The organism is Streptosporangium becharense, from assembly GCF_014204985.1.
GTDB lineage: Bacteria > Actinomycetota > Actinomycetes > Streptosporangiales > Streptosporangiaceae > Streptosporangium > Streptosporangium becharense.
Genome location: NZ_JACHMP010000001.1, coordinates 4,296,395 through 4,311,686, shown reverse-complemented (window position 1 = coordinate 4,311,686; position 15,292 = coordinate 4,296,395). Strand labels below are relative to the sequence as shown.

At 71.2% G+C, this 15,292-nt stretch carries 13 protein-coding genes; 7 read left to right on the top strand and 6 right to left on the bottom strand.

Features of this window, described 5'->3' with window-relative positions:
• Positions 1 to 126 precede the first annotated feature (126 nt).
• Together F4562_RS19110 and F4562_RS19105 are read left to right on the top strand one after the other, a co-directional pair.
• Positions 127 to 1,353: an adenylosuccinate synthetase gene (locus F4562_RS19110; RefSeq protein WP_184542855.1), complete on the top strand. Its 1,227-nt coding sequence runs from the start codon at positions 127 to 129 to the stop codon at positions 1,351 to 1,353.
• Positions 1,354 to 1,405: 52 nt separating this feature from the next.
• Positions 1,406 to 1,630: a hypothetical protein gene (locus tag F4562_RS19105; protein WP_184542857.1), complete on the top strand. Its 225-nt coding sequence runs from the start codon at positions 1,406 to 1,408 to the stop codon at positions 1,628 to 1,630.
• A 16-nt stretch (positions 1,631 to 1,646) separates the two neighbouring features.
• On the opposite strand, the gene F4562_RS19100 is transcribed toward F4562_RS19105, so the two are convergent.
• The 5 genes from F4562_RS19100 to pdhA form a co-directional block, all read right to left on the bottom strand.
• Positions 1,647 to 2,012, bottom strand: a complete 366-nt coding sequence (locus F4562_RS19100; RefSeq protein ID WP_311734043.1) for a Dabb family protein — start codon at positions 2,010 to 2,012, stop codon at positions 1,647 to 1,649.
• A gap of 61 nt (positions 2,013 to 2,073) precedes the next feature.
• Positions 2,074 to 3,729, bottom strand: a complete 1,656-nt coding sequence (locus tag F4562_RS19095) for an ABC transporter ATP-binding protein (protein WP_311734044.1) — start codon at positions 3,727 to 3,729, stop codon at positions 2,074 to 2,076.
• Positions 3,730 to 4,666: 937 nt separating this feature from the next.
• Complete coding sequence (locus tag F4562_RS19090) at positions 4,667 to 6,148, bottom strand: dihydrolipoamide acetyltransferase family protein (protein ID WP_184542859.1); 1,482 nt, start codon at positions 6,146 to 6,148, stop codon at positions 4,667 to 4,669.
• 14 nt (positions 6,149 to 6,162) lie between these two features.
• Positions 6,163 to 7,140 (bottom strand): alpha-ketoacid dehydrogenase subunit beta, encoded by a 978-nt coding sequence (locus F4562_RS19085; protein ID WP_184542861.1) that lies wholly within the window; start codon positions 7,138 to 7,140, stop codon positions 6,163 to 6,165.
• Positions 7,137 to 8,228 (bottom strand): pyruvate dehydrogenase (acetyl-transferring) E1 component subunit alpha, encoded by a 1,092-nt coding sequence (pdhA, locus tag F4562_RS19080; protein WP_184542863.1) that lies wholly within the window; start codon positions 8,226 to 8,228, stop codon positions 7,137 to 7,139. Before pdhA ends, F4562_RS19085 begins: the two co-directional genes overlap by 4 nt.
• Positions 8,229 to 8,609: 381 nt before the next feature.
• Between pdhA and purS the strand changes: the two genes are divergently transcribed.
• From purS to purL, 4 genes are all read left to right on the top strand, one after another.
• The gene (gene purS / locus F4562_RS19075; RefSeq protein ID WP_184542864.1) at positions 8,610 to 8,855 is read left to right on the top strand and encodes a phosphoribosylformylglycinamidine synthase subunit PurS; all 246 of its coding nucleotides are present in this window, start codon (positions 8,610 to 8,612) and stop codon (positions 8,853 to 8,855) included.
• Positions 8,856 to 9,047: 192 nt separating this feature from the next.
• A complete protein-coding gene (locus tag F4562_RS19070) occupies positions 9,048 to 9,482 on the top strand; it encodes an ATP-binding protein (RefSeq protein WP_246473479.1) in 435 nt (144 codons plus the stop codon).
• Positions 9,483 to 9,763: 281 nt separating this feature from the next.
• A complete protein-coding gene (gene purQ, locus F4562_RS19065) occupies positions 9,764 to 10,447 on the top strand; it encodes a phosphoribosylformylglycinamidine synthase subunit PurQ (RefSeq protein WP_184542866.1) in 684 nt (227 codons plus the stop codon).
• The gene (gene purL, locus F4562_RS19060; protein ID WP_184542868.1) at positions 10,444 to 12,699 is read left to right on the top strand and encodes a phosphoribosylformylglycinamidine synthase subunit PurL; all 2,256 of its coding nucleotides are present in this window, start codon (positions 10,444 to 10,446) and stop codon (positions 12,697 to 12,699) included. Before purQ ends, purL begins: the two co-directional genes overlap by 4 nt.
• 117 nt (positions 12,700 to 12,816) lie before the next feature.
• Here the strand turns inward: purL and F4562_RS35880 are convergent, their stop codons facing one another.
• Entirely contained in the window at positions 12,817 to 13,731 is a 915-nt protein-coding gene (locus tag F4562_RS35880) for a collagen-like domain-containing protein (RefSeq protein WP_221207251.1), read from the bottom strand.
• Between the two features lie 383 nt (positions 13,732 to 14,114).
• Here F4562_RS35880 and F4562_RS19050 point away from each other — a divergent pair, with 383 nt between their 5' ends.
• Positions 14,115 to 15,230: a hypothetical protein gene (locus F4562_RS19050; protein WP_184542870.1), complete on the top strand. Its 1,116-nt coding sequence runs from the start codon at positions 14,115 to 14,117 to the stop codon at positions 15,228 to 15,230.
• The last annotated feature ends 62 nt before the right edge of the window (positions 15,231 to 15,292 follow it).

Genomic DNA, 15,292 nt, shown 5'->3' with positions numbered 1-15,292 from the left:
GGGCGGGCCTCCGGAGACGGCGGGGCTCGGAGACGGCGGGCCTCCGGAGACGGCGGGCGAGGCTCGGAGACGGCATGGCTCCCGGAGACGGACGGCAGGAGACGACAGTGGTGGACAGGTGGTCGTATGCGTGAGCACGTGATCGTGGCCGACCTCGGGTACGGCGACGCGGGGAAGGGAACCGTCGTCGACTGGCTCTGCTCCCGGGGCTCCCGGGAACCGGTCCGGGCCGTCGTCCGGTTCAACGGGGGCGGGCAGGCCGCGCACAACGTCGTCCTGCCCGACGGGCGGCACCACACGTTCGCCCAGTTCGGGGCGGGCACGTTCCACGGCGTGCCCACCCACCTGTCCAGGTTCATGATCGTGGACCCGCTCTCCCTGGCCGGGGAGGCCGCCCACCTGGCCGGGCTGGGCGTCCCCGACCCCTTCGAGCTGCTCACCGTCGACCGGGACGCGCTGCTCGCCACGCCGTACCACGTGGCGGCCGGGCGGGCCAGGGAGGTCGCGCGCGGCGAGGACAGGCACGGGTCGTGCGGGATGGGCATCGGCGAGACCATGGCCTACGCCCTGGAGCATCCGGGCCTGGCCCCGGTCGCCGGCGACTGCGCGACCCCGGCCGTGCTCACCCGTAAGCTGCGCGCGCTCCGCGAGGCACTGGGAGCGGCGGCCGGGCCGCCCGTCGAAGACTGCGTGGCGGCCTACCGGGCGTTCGCGGAGCGGGTGAGACTGGTCGGCTCCTCGTTCACCGCCGCGCTGCTGCGCCGTGGACCGGTCGTCTTCGAGGGGGCACAGGGCGTGCTGCTCGACGAGTGGCACGGCTTCCACCCCCACACCACCTGGAGCACCACGACCTTCGCCAACGCGCTGGAGCTGCTGGACGGGGCGGCGGCCGTGCGGCTGGGGGTGCTGCGGACCTACACCCCGCGGCACGGCCCCGGGCCGCTGGTCACCGAGGACGCCGGGCTCGCGCTGCCCGAGCCGCACAACGGAACCGGCCCCTGGCAGGGCCCCTTCCGCACCGGCCACTTCGACGCGGTGGCCCACCGCTACGCGCTGGCCGCGGCCGGCGGGGCCGACGGGCTGGCGCTGACCCACCTGGACGCGCCGGTGTCGCGGATGTGCGTCTCGTACGACATCGGCGAGCTTCCGGTCGGCCCGGCCGGAGACCTGGACCGCCAGACCCGGCTGACCGCCCGGCTGTCGGACGCGTGTCCCCGTTACACCGACGGGATCACCGACTGGCCGCAGGCGGTGGCCGAGGCCCTCGGCGTCAGGGTGTGGCTGGGGTCGTCCGGGCCCACCGCGGCGGACAAGACGGTTCTCGACGGTGAGATCGCGTCCGAACGGGTATGACCGTTCGCGGACGTTCTCTTTGCCTCGCCGTCAGCTCTGCCCGGAGGGACCGATGGGTGTCGGGGTCAGCATCTTCTTTCTCACGATCGGCGCCATCCTTCGCTTCGCCATCGAACCCGACGTCCTCGGGCCGGACGTCCACATCGACGTGATCGGCCTGATCCTGATGATCGTCGGGGGCGTGGGGGTCGTGCTGAGCGTCGTGCTGGCCCCCCGGCGCGGCAGCACCTCTGAGGGTCGCCTGATGCACCGGGAGAACCGCCCTCCGGACGCGTAGGCGTCCGCCGCCTGCCCTAGACCTCGAACTGGGCCGCCGCCCGGGAGGCGAGGACCGGCTTGATGTGCTCGGCGATCACCGCCTGGTGGGCCGGGTGGTCGCGGTAGACGAGGTAGTCGTCGACATCGTCGAAGTCGGCGACCACGGCGAACTGGTGGTTGCCGGGGTTGACGCCCGCGTCGGCGCCGACGGTGTAGGCGCGGATCTCCGAGATGACGCCGGGCAGCCTGCGGAGCTCCTCGGCGATCTTCGCCTTCTGCTCCTCGGTGGCCTCCTGAGCCCAGGTGAACAGCACGACATGCCGGAACATGGTCTTCCCTTCGTTGGAGTGCCCGGCCAGCGTACGACCGGGCCCGGCGCGGCCCGGCACCGGGCGCCTCACGCCGGGCGTGTCACATCGAAGGCGTCACACCGGTCACACCGGGAGCGTCACACCGGGAGCGTCACACCGGACGCGTCACGGCGTCGCGGCGCCCGGCGGACCGGATTCTCACCCGGCTGGTCCGGCGCCGGACGGGTTCGAGGACGATCTGGCGTGCCGTCTCGGGGATGAAGCGCAGGTCATGGGTTATCAGGATCGTCGTGCGGCCGGCCATCAGCCGGTTGAGCGGCTCCATGATCCGGGCCGCGGTGAGCGCGTCGAGGCCGGTCATCGGCTCGTCGAGGACGAGCACGGGCGCGTCACGCAGGATCGCGCGGGCGATGGCGAGCCGTTGTCGCTGCCCGCCGGACATCAAGCGGCCGCGTTGCCCGACGGGGGTGTCGTACCCGTGCGGCAGCGTGCCGATGAAGTCGTGCACGTCCGCCAGGACGGCCGCCCGGACGATGTCGTCCATGCTCGCGTCGGGACGGCCGTAGGCGATGTTGTCGCGGACGGTGCCGGAGAACAGCAGGTTCTCCTGCTGAAGGATGGTGACGTCGTCCCGCAGCGACTCCCTCGGCAGTTCCCGGATGTCGACGCCGTCCAGGAGGATGCGGCCGACGGAGGGGTCGTAGAAGCGGAGCAGGAGCTTGGCGATGGTCGACTTGCCCGCGCCGCTGGGGCCGGTGCACACGACCAGCTCCCCCGGTTCGGCGACGAACGACAGGTTCCTGAGCGTGGGCCGGTGCCTGCGGGGATAGGTGAAGTCCACCGCCTGGAACTCGATCCGGCCGCGGCTTCGTGCCGCCGGCCGAGCGGGCGCCTCGCGGTCGGTCACCGCGGGCCTGGTCCGGAGCACCTCGATGACGCGGTCAGAGCCCGCCGCCGCCTCGGAGACGGTGAGCGCGATCTGCCCGAGGCTCTGCACGGCGGGGTAGAGGTAGGCGAGGTAGGCGGCGAAGGCGAGCAGCCCGCCGATGGTGAGGCGGCCGGAGACGATCTCCCACGCGCCGACTCCGAGGATGACGAGCAGGCAGACGGTCTCGATGACCTGGACGACCGGCCCGTACAGCGACGCCAGCCACGCCTGGGCGAGGTTGGCCCGCAGCCAGGTGCGTCCCTCGGCGTGCAGCCGCTCGGCCTCGGTCCGCTGCCGGTTGTACGCCTGGACGAGGGACTGGTTGGACAGGCTCTCCTCGATGACGCTGTTCATGGAGCCGTTGCTGGACCGCTCCCGGGCGGCGGCGGTCCGGAACCGTGCCGCGAAGACCTTGGACACCAGCAGGAAGGCGGGGATCAGGGTGAACGTGACCAGCGCGAGGTCCCACCGGATGTAGAAGGCGGCCCCGGCGAAGAAGACGACGCTGGCGACCGTGGTGAAGAGCTTGACCAGACCGGAACCGACCAGTTCCTCGATGGCCTCGATGTCGTCGGTGAGCCGGGCCATCAGGTCGCCCAGCCGGCGGTTGTCGAAGAAGTCGGGGGTGAGGGTCTGCAGGTGTTCGAAGACCCTGCCCCGCAACCGCAGCAGGAAGCGCTCCCCGCCCACCGCCGTGGCGTAGGAGCCGGCGAAGGAGACCGCGCCCGCCACGACGGTGAGGCCCAGCCAGAGCACCGCGGGCGTCCAGAACGCCCCCAGGTCCTGGTTGCTGAGCACCTCGTCGGTGATGTATCCGAACAGCGCGATCGAGAGGACCTCGCAGACGGCCGCCACGATCGCCAGCACGGCACCGATCACGAGGAACCGGCGGACACCGCGGGTGTCGGGCCAGAACTCCCGGAAGGTCCTGCGGACGGAGACCCGCGGCGCCGCGGGAGGCGTACGCGTCGTACCCCTCGCGCCGTCCGGCGGGAGGGGCGAAGAGAAGGAGAGCCGACGGTTGACCCGTCGGCTCTCATCGGGCGGTGCTACCACCACCACCTCCGGCCCCAACCGCCGCCGCATCCGCATCCACGACGCCACCGGCGTCGCCAGCCGCAGCCGCCGCCCCAGCCCCAGCCCCAGTCACGGCCGGTCGGGAAGAGCTTGGTGAAAGTCATGGTTCCCCCCTCGCTGAGCTCCGCTTGTGAGCTCTCGTGCACTTACCAATCCCGACAGTAGCACTCAGAAGGGGGCAAATCACCCAATACGGCACTCCTTATACAGGCTTTAACTCATTGTTCCAAAAAGCCGCTGAACGTGACATTGGTAAAGCCGGGCACAACACCGCCACTACCCCCGCTCATGCCCTCCCACCTGAGGCGATGTTTCCTAAAGGCCGTTCCACAGAAATCCAAAGCAGGGCATTCACGATTAACCCCCAAGTGGGGTCGCATACCTTCCGAAGAGCCCCCGGCACCCCGCCCGACTCCTTTGTGAAGTTTCTCGTCACCTTAATTGACAAGCCCAGTCAATAAATGCGGGCGAATGCGCTGACGCATATCGCCGTACTCGGCATATCGAAGCGTGGATCAGGCCCGTCACGCGGCTCCCGTGGCAGCACGAGAGGGGCCCGGAGCGCAACGGCGAGCCCGGAGCGCAACAGCCACGAGCCCAGAGCGCAACGGCGACGAGCCCGCCCCCGGTGGGGACGGGCTCGCAGGTCACGGGCGGGCCGGCTCCGGCCGGACGGGAGGGGCCGGAGGCCGGTCCTCCCGCTCAGCTCCAGGCGAGCACGCGGAGCCGGTCCTTTCGCTCAGCTCCAGGCGAGCATGCGGAGCGGGTCCTCCAGCATGGCGCCGATGTCGCGCAGGAAGAGGGAGCCGAGCTCGCCGTCCACGATCCGGTGGTCGAACGACAGGGCGAGGGTGCACACCTTGCGCGGCACGATCTGCCCGTCCACCACCCAGGGCATGTCCCTGATCTGGCCGAAGGCCAGGATCGCCGACTCCCCGGGGTTGAGGATCGGGGTGCCCGCGTCCACCCCGAAGACCCCCACGTTGGTGATCGTGATCGTGCCCTGGGCCATGTCGGCGGGCTGGGTGCGTCCCGCCCTGGCGGCCTCGGTGAGCGCCTTGAGCTCCCTGGCCAGGTCGGGCAGGGACAGCGCGTGGGCGTCCTTGACGTTGGGGACGAGCAGGCCGCGCGGGGTGGCGGCGGCGATGCCGAGGTTGACCCGGTGCTTGACCACGATCTCCTGGCGGGCCTCGTCCCATGTCGAGTTGACCATCGGGTACCTGCGGGCGGCGACCAGCACCGCCTTGGCGACCAGGAGCAGGGGCGACACCTTGACCTCGGCGAAGTCGGGCATCTCCCGCAGCCGCCGGACCGCCTCCATCGTGCCGGTGACGTCCACCTGGAGGAACTCGGTGACGTGCGGCGCGGTGAACGCAGAGGCCACCATCGCCTGCGCGGTCGCCTTGCGCACCCCCTTGACCGGGATCCGCTCCTCGTCCTGCGGCGCGCTCGGCGCCGGTGCCCCGGTCCGCCCGGCGGTGACCGCCGCGTGGACGTCGTCCCTGGTGATGGAGCCGTGCGGGCCGGTTCCGGTGAGGGTGGAGAGGTCCACCCCCAGGTCCTTGGCCAGCTTGCGTACCGGGGGTTTGGCGGCCACCAGCACCCGTCCCGCCGCCCCGGCGACCGGCCGCGGCACGGGCGCCGGAGCGCCCGCGAGCGCCACCGCGCCGGGCACCCCGGAGGGCACCGAGGGCGTTGAGGACACGGAAGGCACTGAAGACACGGAAGGCCCGGCGGTGCCGGACTGGCCGGGAGGGACGGCGGTGCCCGACGACGCGGGCGCCGCCCCCGGGGACGCGGCGGCCTTGCGGGGACGACGCTTGGCCGCGCCGGGCTTGACGCCGTACCCCACCAGGACCGGCTCCCGCTTCTCCTGCGGAGGGGCGGGCACCATGTCGTCGGCCGGGCTCCCGGCCGTCGCGGGGATCCCGGCGGGGACCGGAGCCGACGTGGCCTCCGCACCGGACGGGCCGGAGCCGGGGCCCGTGCCGTCGTCCACGGAGATGATCGGCGTGCCGACGTCGACGGTCTCGCCCTCCCCGGCCATCAGGGCGGCGACCACGCCCTCGAACGGGCAGGGCAGCTCGACCACGGCCTTGGCGGTCTCGATCTCCACGATGATCTGGTTGACCGCCACCGGGTCACCCGGCTTGACGTGCCAGCGGACGATCTCGGCCTCGGTCAGGCCCTCTCCCACGTCGGGGAGCTTGAATTCCTTCATCTCGGCTCCCTCCTTTAGAACGCGAACGCGCGGTCGACGGCGTGCAGGACCCGGTCCAGGTCGGGCAGGTAGTGGTCTTCCAGCCGCGAGGGAGGGTAGGGCGTGGACGGCCCGCCGACCCGCAGGACCGGGGACTCCAGGTGGTAGAAGCACTCCTCGGTCACCCGGGCGGCGATCTCGGCGCCGAAGCCGGTGAAGACGGGCGCCTCATGCACCACGACGCAGCGGCCGGTCCTGCGTACCGACTCGACGATCCGGGGGACGTCGAGCGGGTTGAGCGAGCGCAGATCGACGACCTCCAGGGAGCGCCCGTCCTCCTCGGCCGCCTTGGCGGCCTCCAGGCAGGTCTTCACCATCGGCCCGTAGGCGAGCAGGGTGACGTCGGTGCCCGGCCGCACCACCCTGGCCTGATCGAAGGGCGGCCAGTCGGCGGACTCGACGTCCACCTCGGCCTTGTCCCAGTAACGGCGCTTGGGCTCGAAGAAGATGACCGGGTCGTCGCAGCGGATCGCCTGCCGGAGCATCGTGTAGGCGTCGGCCGGGTTGGAGCAGGTCATGACCCGCAGGCCCGCGGTGTGCGTGAAGTACGTCTCGGGCGACTCACTGTGGTGCTCGACCGCGCCGATGCCACCGCCGCACGGGATGCGCACCACGACCGGCAGCTTCAACTTCCCCAGCGAGCGCAGCGGCATCTTGGCGAGCTGGGTGATGATCTGGTCGGCCGCCGGGAAGACGAACCCGTCGAACTGGATCTCGCACACCGGGCGGTAGCCGCGCAGCGCGAGGCCGATGGCCGTGCCGATGATGCCCGACTCGGCCAGCGGGGTGTCGATGACCCGCTGCTCGCCGAAGTCCTTCTGCAGCCCGTCGGTGACCCGGAAGACTCCGCCGAGCTTGCCCACGTCCTCGCCCATGATGAGGACTTTGGGGTCCTCCTCCATGGCCTTGCGCATGCCCTCGTTGAGGGCCTTGGCCATCGTGAGAGTGGTCATCCCTCGAACCCCTCCAGGTAGGCGGCGAACTCGGCGCGCTCGGCGTCGATCAGCGGGTGGCGCTCGGCGTAGACGTGCTCGAAGATCGCCATCGGTTCGGGGTCGGGCAGTGCGAGGCAGCGTTTGCGGACGTCGCGTCCCAGCTCGTCCGCCTCGGCGTCGATCGCGTCGAAGAACTCCTGGTCGGCGAGCTGGTTCTTGAACAGGTATGCCCGCACCCGCTCGATCGGGTCCTTGAGTTTCCACGCCTCCAACTCGGCCGCCACCCGGTAACGGGTGGGGTCGTCGGAGGTGGTGTGGGCACCCATCCGGTAGGTGAACGCCTCGATCAGCACCGGCCCGCCACCCGACCTGGCGTCGGCCAGGGCCTTGCGGGTGACGGCGAGGCAGGCGAAGACGTCGTTGCCGTCGACCCGGACGCCCGGGAAGCCGAACCCGCTCGCCCTGCGGTACAGCGGGATGCGGGTCTGCTTCTCCAGCGGCTCGGAGATGGCCCACTGGTTGTTCTGGCAGAAGAACACCACCGGGGCGTTGAACACCGAGGCCCAGATGAACGACTCGTTCACGTCCCCCTGGGAGGTGGCGCCGTCGCCGAAGTAGACGAGTGTGGCCGCTTCGGCGCCGTCACGCTGGATGCCCATGGCGTAGCCGACCGCGTGCAGGGTCTGGCTGCCGATCACGATGGTGTACAGGTGGAAGTTGTGCTCGGCGGGGTCCCAGCCGCCGTGGTTGACCCCGCGGAACAGGCCGAGCAGGTTGACCGGGTCGACACCACGGCACCAGGCGACGCCGTGCTCGCGGTAGGTGGGGAAGGCCATGTCCGTGTCCGCCATGGCTCGTCCGGAGCCGATCTGCGCGGCTTCCTGCCCCAGCAGAGAGGCCCACAGCCCCAGCTCGCCCTGGCGCTGCAGGGCGACGGCCTCCATGTCGACGCGGCGGACCAGGACGAGGTCCCGGTAGAGCGCGCGGACCTCTTCGGGGCTGAGGTCGAGGGGGTAGTCGGGATGCTCGATCCGCTCACCTTCGGGGGTGAGCAACTGGACGAGTTCGGGGGGTGCTTCCGTACCACGGGAGCCATCGGCTGTCACGTGCCGCTCCTGAGCGCTCGGGGCCGTCTGGATGGGTTCGCCACCGTCGTCCGGCCGATCAGCAACGCGTCTGATCCTTCTGGTAGTGGTTCATCCGCGTTTGTGGCCATCGTGGCAGAGGTCACACGTATGTGCGCAAGACCTGCCGGGGCGTTCATGTGATCCACATTCCCCGCGCCTCCCCTTTCACCCCCCGCGTGACACCGGTCTTCGGGCGGGCGGCGCGGATGCGGCCCGGCCGGTCCCGGTGGGAGGACACGGCAGGGGACACGACCGGCGCCCGCGGCGGAAGCGATGGTTCACGGCCCCGGCGGCGGAGTACCGCGCGGGGCGGCTACTCTTGAGGCGCCGGACAGTCCCCGCCCAACCAGGAGGAACACCGTGGCGCGCGTCATCGTCGACGTCATGCTGAAGCCCGAGATTCTCGACGCGCAGGGGCAGGCCATCGCCCGCGCGCTCCCGCGGCTCGGCTTCTCCGGAGTCTCGGCGGTACGCCAGGGCAAGCGGTTCGAGGTGGAGCTGGAGGGCCCCGCCGACGACGCCGCGATCGCGGAGGTCCGGAAGATGGCCGAGACCCTCCTCGCCAACACGGTGATCGAGGACTTCACCGTCACCGTGGAGTCGTAGCACGGCGGGCTCGTAGCACGGCGGCCCTGCGGATCTCCTTCTTCCAGGTCGGACTAAATCCGACTTTGGGCGGTGAGCAATCCCATGGGTTGACCACCGGCAAATAACATTACGGTTATTTTGCGGTTAGCCCGGATTCCGTAGGGAAGCCTTCACCGGGTGACGTCTCACTCCGGGAGGAAAGCGGTGGGCATGGAGTTCTCCCTCGCTCTGCCCAGGCAGGCCGTCGGGATTCCGATGGTCCGCAGGGCTCTGGGCGACTCCCTGCGTTCGCTCGGCGTCACCGAGGAATGCGTCTCCGACATCCTTCTCGCCGTCACCGAGGCGTGCGCCAACGCCGTGCGACACGGCGGCCCCGCCAACCGCTACCGCGTCGAGACCAGCGTCGGCGGCGGCCGTTGCGACGTCCGCATCATCGACCGCGGGCAGGGCCTCGTCCGGGTGCCGGAGCAGTACCCGCCGACCGACGTGGAGAACGGCCGGGGCATCCTCATCATGAGGGCCGTGGTCGACGAGATCTCCTTCGACATCACCCCCGGCCGGGGCACCGTCGTGCACCTGTGCAAGCACCTCGACTGGGACGACGACGCCGCCTACGCCCGCGAGCGGGTGCTCGCCGCCGTCTGACCCCGCTCCGCCCGGCCGGCAGACCGGTCCGTGAGCGTGAGACCGGCCCGTCAACGATGAAACCGGCCCGTGAGCGTGAGACCGATCCGTCAACGGTGAGACCGGCCCGTGAACCGCGTGTCGGACCGTGAACCGCGAGGTCACCCCGTGAACCGTGAGGTCGGGCGGCTCCACGTGTGACCTCTCCCCAAAGGAGCGGATAGCCTGGACACACCGCCGCAGACCGATGTCCGATGTGTGAGATGTCGGCGCGGCGCTCGTTTGTGGAGGGGAACGCTGTCATGAGTGCTGCCCGCGTGGGCGTCGTCACTTTTCCCGGAACTCTTGACGATCAGGACGCGGCGCGTGCCGTGCGCCACGTGGGCGGCGAGGCCGTCCCGCTGTGGCACGCGGACCCCGACCTCAAGGGGGTGGACGCGGTCTTCCTGCCGGGTGGGTTCTCCTACGGAGACTACCTGCGCTGCGGGGCCATCTCCCGGTTCGCGCCGCTGATGGAGGAACTGATCCCGGCCGCCAGGGCGGGCCTGCCGGTGCTGGGCACCTGCAACGGCTTCCAGATCCTCTGCGAGGCACACCTGCTGCCCGGCGCGCTGATGCGCAACGCCGGGCTGCACTACATCTGCCGCGACCAGGGGATCCGGGTGGAGAACACCACCACCCCCTGGACGTCCGACTTCACCGAGGGCCAGGAGATCGTGCTGCCCGTCAAGCACGGCGAGGGCCGCTACGTCGCCGACCAGGCCACGCTGGAGGCGCTGGAGGCGGGCGGCCAGGTCGTCTTCCGCTACGTCGGAGGCAACCCCAACGGCTCCCTGAACGACATCGCGGGCATCCGCAACGAGGCCGGCAACATCGTCGGCCTCATGCCGCACCCCGAGCACGCCGTCGAAGACCTCACCGGGGCCCCGAGCACCGACGGCCGCGGGTTCTTCACCTCCATCCTCAAGAAGCTGGTGAACGCATGACCCTCGACACCGTCAAGCGCGCCGAGGAGACCCCCGAGGAACGCCAGCCCTACGCCGAGCTGGGCATGAAGACCGACGAGTACGACCGGGTCCGCGAGATCCTCGGCCGCCGGCCCACCAGCTCCGAACTGGCCATCTACAGCGTCATGTGGAGCGAGCACTGCTCGTACAAGTCCTCCAAGGTGCACCTGCGCCAGTTCGGCACCAAGGCCCCCGCCTCGGAGGCGCTGCTCGTCGGCATGGGTGAGAACGCCGGCGTGGTCGACATCGGCGACGGCTGGGCCGCCACCTTCAAGATCGAGTCGCACAACCACCCGTCGTACGTGGAGCCGCACCAGGGTGCGGCGACCGGCGTCGGCGGCATCGTCCGCGACATCATGTCGATGGGCGCCCGGCCGATCGCGGTGATGGACGCGCTGCGCTTCGGCGCGGCCGACGCCCCCGACACCCGGCGGGTGCTGCCCGGCGTGGTCGAGGGCATCAGCCACTACGGCAACTGCCTGGGCCTGCCCAACATCGGGGGCGAGGTCGTCTTCGACCCCTGCTACATCGGCAACCCGCTGGTCAACGCGCTCTGCGTGGGCCTGCTGCGCAAGGACCAGATCAAGCTGGCCACCGCCCCCGGCCCCGGCAACAAGGTCGTCCTGTTCGGCGCGCTGACCGGCCCCGACGGCATCGGCGGCGCGTCGGTGCTGGCGAGCGCGACCTTCGAGGACGAGTCGCAGGCCAAGCGACCCAGCGTCCAGGTCGGCGACCCCTTCATGGAGAAGCTGCTGATCGAGTGCTGCCTGGAGCTGTACCAGGCGGACGTGGTCGTCGGCATCCAGGACCTCGGCGCGGCCGGCGTCTCCTGCGCGACGACCGAGCTCGCGGCCAAGGGCACCGGCGGTATGGACGTCCGGCTCGACCTCGTCCCGCTGCGCGACCCGTCGCTGCGGCCCGAGGAGATCCTGATGAGCGAGTCGCAGGAACGCATGATGGCGGTCGTCACCCCCGACGACATCGATGCCTTCATGGCGATCTGCGCGAAGTGGGACATCCCCGCGACCGTCATCGGCGAGGTCACCGACTCCGGCCGCCTGGTGATGACCTGGCACGGCGAGACGATCGTCGACATCCCGCCGGGCACCGCGGCCGACGAGGGCCCGGTCTACGAGCGCCCGTTCCACGAGCCCGCCGGCCAGGCCGAGCTGAACGCCGACGACCCGGCCCGCCTCGACCGGGCCGCCGACCTGCGGGCGACGCTGCTGCGGCTTCTCGGCTCGCCCAACCTGGCGTCCAAGGAGTGGGTCACCTCCCAGTACGACCGGTACGTCCGGGGCAACACGGTGCTGGCCCAGCCCGCCGACGCCGGGGTGCTCCGCATCAGCGAGGCCATGCCGGGTGCCGAGGAGACCGTCCGGGGCATCGCGCTGGCCACCGACGGCAACGGCCGCTACGCCCGTCTCGACCCGTACGCCGGGGCCCAGCTCGCGCTGGCCGAGGCGTACCGGAACGTGGCCGTGACCGGTGCGAAGCCGCTCGCCGTCACCAACTGCCTCAACTTCGGCTCCCCGGAGGACCCGGAGGTCATGTGGCAGTTCGCCGAGGCCGTACGCGGCCTGGCCGACGCCTGCAAGACCCTGGGCGTGCCGGTGACCGGTGGCAACGTGTCCTTCTACAACCAGACGGGCAGCACCGCGATCCACCCCACCCCGGTCGTGGGCGTGCTCGGCGTCATCGACGACGTGGCCACGCGGGTGCGGTCCGGTTTCACCGGCGAGGGCGACCGGGTCGTCCTGCTCGGCGAGACCGAGGAGGAGTTCGGCGGCTCGGAGTGGGCCCACATCGTCCACGGCCACCTCGGCGGGCTGCCGCCCGCGGCGCGCCTGGAGTCGGAGCGCGCTCTGGCGCGCGTCCTGGCCGAGGCCGCCGCGCAGGGGCTGCTGACCGGCTCGCACGACCTGTCCGACGGCGGGCTGGCCGTCGCCCTGGCCGAGGCGTGCCTGGCCCGGGGTGTCGGCTGCGCCGTCTCCCTGCCGGGTGACGACGCGTTCGTCGACCTGTTCAGCGAGTCGTCGGCCCGCGCGCTGGTGACCGTCCGGCCCGAGTCGTTCGACGCCTTCGCGGAGCTGTGCGCGGCCCACGAGGTGCCCTGCCACGGCCTGGGAACCACCGGCGGCACGTCGCTGACGGTGGAGGGCGTCCTGGAGATCCCGGTGGCCGAGCTGCGGGAGACCCACGAGGCCACCCTGCCGGGCATCTTCGGCTGACGGACCTGCCGTCCGGCCGTGAGGCCGGGCGGTCGTCCGGGAAACCAAAAGGGGTACGGCTTGCGGGCGCCGTACCCCTTCTTCATGCGACCTGCCGGCTCAGTGAGTGGCGGGGTGTCACTTCCCGGCGCAGATCACGTAGACGGTGCCGCTGGCGGAGGAGCCGAAGCCCTGCGCCGAGACGCCCTTCTCCTCGGACTTGCCGGTGGGCGAAGGAGCGGCGGAGGAGTTGGCGTTGCCGTTCGCGTTCGCGTTGCCGTTGCTGTTCGCGTTGAAGTCGAAGATGCCGTAGTCGTTGTCCACGGTCACCGTCCAGGTCCCGCTGGCGGACGGGTAGCTCGCGGTGACGACGGAGCGCTTGAGGTTGGCCTGGTAGCCGCCGCCCGTGGCAATGTCGCCGGTGTTGCACTTGGCCGAGGCCGTTCCATCGCCGTCGCCGAAGTGGAAGCCGTCCTTGTTGATGTAGGTGCTCAGCTTGGCTCCGGTGCCCGGCTCGCCCTTCGGGCCCTGGGGACCCGCGGGGCCCGTCGTACCCCGAGGGCCCGTCTCGCCCTTGTCACCCTTGTCGCCCTTCGGACCCTGGGGACCCGCGGGGCCCTGCTTGCCCTGAGGGCCCGTCTCGCCCTGGGGGCCCTGAGCGCCGGTCTCGCCCTTCGGGCCCTGGGGACCCGCGGGGCCCTGCTTGCCCTGGGGACCCGTCTCGCCCTGCGGCCCCCGAAGGCCCGTCTCGCCCTTGTCACCCTTCGGACCCTGCGGGCCCGGCCTGCCCTGCTCGCCCTGAGGGCCGGCGGTGGCGACGCCCTGGGAGCCGCCGCTCTGGCTCCAGGTGACCCGGATCTCGGTCGGCTTGCACCTGGCGGACGCGTTCACGATCCGCGCGTAGCGCGTCTTCTTGTGGACGCAGGCGTAGATGTCCCCGTCCGCCGACGAGGCGACGGCGGCGGCGCTGCCGCCCACGGTGAGGATCGATCCGGCCAGCACTCCAACGGACAGGACCGCGAGCGTCCGTCCACCCCGCAATTTGGCAGCCACGTGGCTTCCCTTCTGTGACACCAGAGTTCAATGTGGCCCTGAGGGACACGCGTAGTTGACGTTTCGCACGTTCCACCAGTTGTCCGTCAAACATCACATTTGAGACTCGAAGCCCCGCCTCCGGAAATGGCCCCTGAGACCGGCTCACGACGGGGATCCGGCGGCCCGGAGTCCGGCTCCGGCGGCCGAGGGCTCAAGATTCGGTGGCCGACGGCCCGGAGGCCTGCGACCCGGCGGCCGGGGGTCCGAACGCCTCCCCCCGAAGTCGCCTGTCCAGGCCGGTCGATTACGCGATAATCAGTCCGTTCGGGGGAACCCCGCCCCCTCGGGGCGTGGGCGGACGAGACGGGGAGCCCTCCGCTTCCCCAGACACGGAGACCACTGTGCCGACGATCGACCCGACGAGCACGACCGTCGAAGACCCCTCCGGGCAGGAGCCGTATCTGCCGCCGGCGACCCAGCCGGTCCGCACCCTCGTCTGGGTGCTCCACCTGGCGTTGCCGATGCTCGGGCTCTGGCTGCTGCTGGCCCGGCCCCACCTCAACATCGTGTGGCAGGACAATCCCGGCCACTTCTGGCTGATCATCGTCGTGGCCGGGATCAACCTGGCCCTGGGCCTCCTGGTCGGGGAGGCCGCGAGGCGCCGGGCGGACGCCCGGCTGCTGCTGGTCTCCCTGGTCTTCCTGAGCGGCGCCGGATTCTTCCTGGTGCACGGCCTGACCACACCGAAGGTGATCCTCGGCGGGCCGAGCCGCGGCTTCGACCTCTCGCACCCGGTCGGCCTCGTCGTCGCCTCGGTGCTCGCCTTCGTCTCGGCGCTGCCGCTGGGCGACCGAGCCGCCGCGACCGTCCTGCGGAACCAGGTGTGGCTGCGCGGCGGTGTCGCCGCGCTCATCGCCCTGTGGGGGGTCGCCTGCCTGGTGCCGGGCCTCACCCCGCTGAGTCGCCCGGCGCCCGGCGCCGACCTCGGCGGCGTCGAGCTGGCCGGGGCGGCCCTGTTCGTCGCGGCGGCGGCGATGCTGTTCCGGCTCCACCGCAGGCGTCCGGCGGCGGTGCTCGTCAGCCTGGTCACCGCCTACGCACTGCTCGCCGAGACGCTGGTCGCCGGGATGTCCCACCACAACTGGCACCTGTCGTGGTGGCTGTGGCACGTGCTGCTGACCACAGCGTTCCTCTTCGTCGCCTACAGCGCCTACCTGCAGTTCCGGCGCGAGGGCGGCAGCGCGGGGCTGTTCGACGCGGTGGCTCTGGCGGCGACGGTCCGCAGGATACGGGCCGACTACGAGGCCGCCCTGGAGGAGCTCGTCGGCCACCTGAGGCGCCGGGAGGAGAGCCGGGTCCCGATCGCGGACAGGCTGGCCGGCAAGTTCGGGCTCACCGAGGCGCAGGCGGCGGTGCTCGACCGGGCCGGTGAGGCGCTCGCCAACGAGCGCGAGCTCAGCGAACGGCTCACCGCGCTGGTCGAGGCGGGACGGCTGGCCCAGGTGGGCGTGCCCTAGGAGGAGCTTCTCACCCGGGGGCTCACCCGGATCCGGCAGGCGTACGGCGACGTCCGCGTCGA